The organism is Desulforamulus profundi (assembly GCF_002607855.1).
In genome coordinates this window covers 1-960 of sequence record NZ_AWQQ01000134.1, presented here as the reverse complement: position 1 = coordinate 960, position 960 = coordinate 1, and the positions used below count along the sequence as shown (strand labels likewise).

Annotated in this window: 2 protein-coding genes; both read right to left on the bottom strand. The window is 39.5% G+C overall.

Features of this window, described 5'->3' with window-relative positions:
* The coding region (locus P378_RS17350; RefSeq protein WP_099084088.1) for an ImmA/IrrE family metallo-endopeptidase at positions 1-402 on the bottom strand (402 nt) is incomplete at its 3' end.
* Between the two features lie 45 nt (positions 403-447).
* On the bottom strand, positions 448-960 hold a 513-nt coding region (locus P378_RS17345; protein WP_143338541.1), incomplete at its 5' end, for a helix-turn-helix domain-containing protein.

Here is a 960-nt window from a genome sequence, read left to right as displayed (position 1 = left end):
AAGTTTTACAGGAACGTCATAGCGCCTGGCAAATTCATATATTGATTCGCCGGGCTCTGGTTTTTTCTCGGACAGTAAGAGCTCGGCCACAAACCTGTCTACTTGACGTTCATACTTACCTATACAAATAGACCGTAAATTATCTAAAACCATAAAATAGTTAAGGGACGGATGCAGACGTCGGTGGGCTATTTCATGGTAGATTACAAGTTTTTGTTCTCGGTATGGCAATGTGTTATTGTACCCGATAAAGGTTGTTCCTTCAAACACCAGCAACATACCTCTAATTTTTCTAAATGGGAATGGGACGAGGATGTATTCAAGATAATCAGCAAGCTCAAAAGGATCGGAGGTATGATACTGCTCTTGCAGGTTTCTGACCTCCCTCTTAATCCAGTGCATCGAATCACCCCGAATTATGTCGAAATACCTTAAAATGTCAAAAAGCTACTGATGATCAGTAGCTTTTTCTTGTGCTTTTTCCCGTTTCCTTTTCTTGAGTGCCCGGAGGGCAACTTTAACAAACTCTATTACATCTTCTTTATCTTCTTCATCCAGTGGGGCTCCATCAAAAGCTATATTGGCCTCTCGGAGAACTTTTTCAAGCTCCTGTGGAGTGGGTTCGTCGTTAACATTGTTAGGAATATCGGTGCGGCCAAGAAGGTAGTCTGCCGACACATTGAAGAAGTCGGCAAGAAAATTTATTGTGTCAGTGTCAGGATCTCTTCGCCCCTGTTCATACATACCAATCGTACTGGGAGAGACTTTCAATAATCTTGCTAAATCACTTTGGGTCATATTATGTTGGACTCTTAATTCTTTAATCCTTTTACCAAACAATGTTAACACCTCTGGATGTATTATAACACAATATGTGTAAACATTAAAATATACCACACAAAAAGTAAAGTAAACCCTTGACGATACACTATAAGTGTAGTAGTATTTACTTAGTAATAA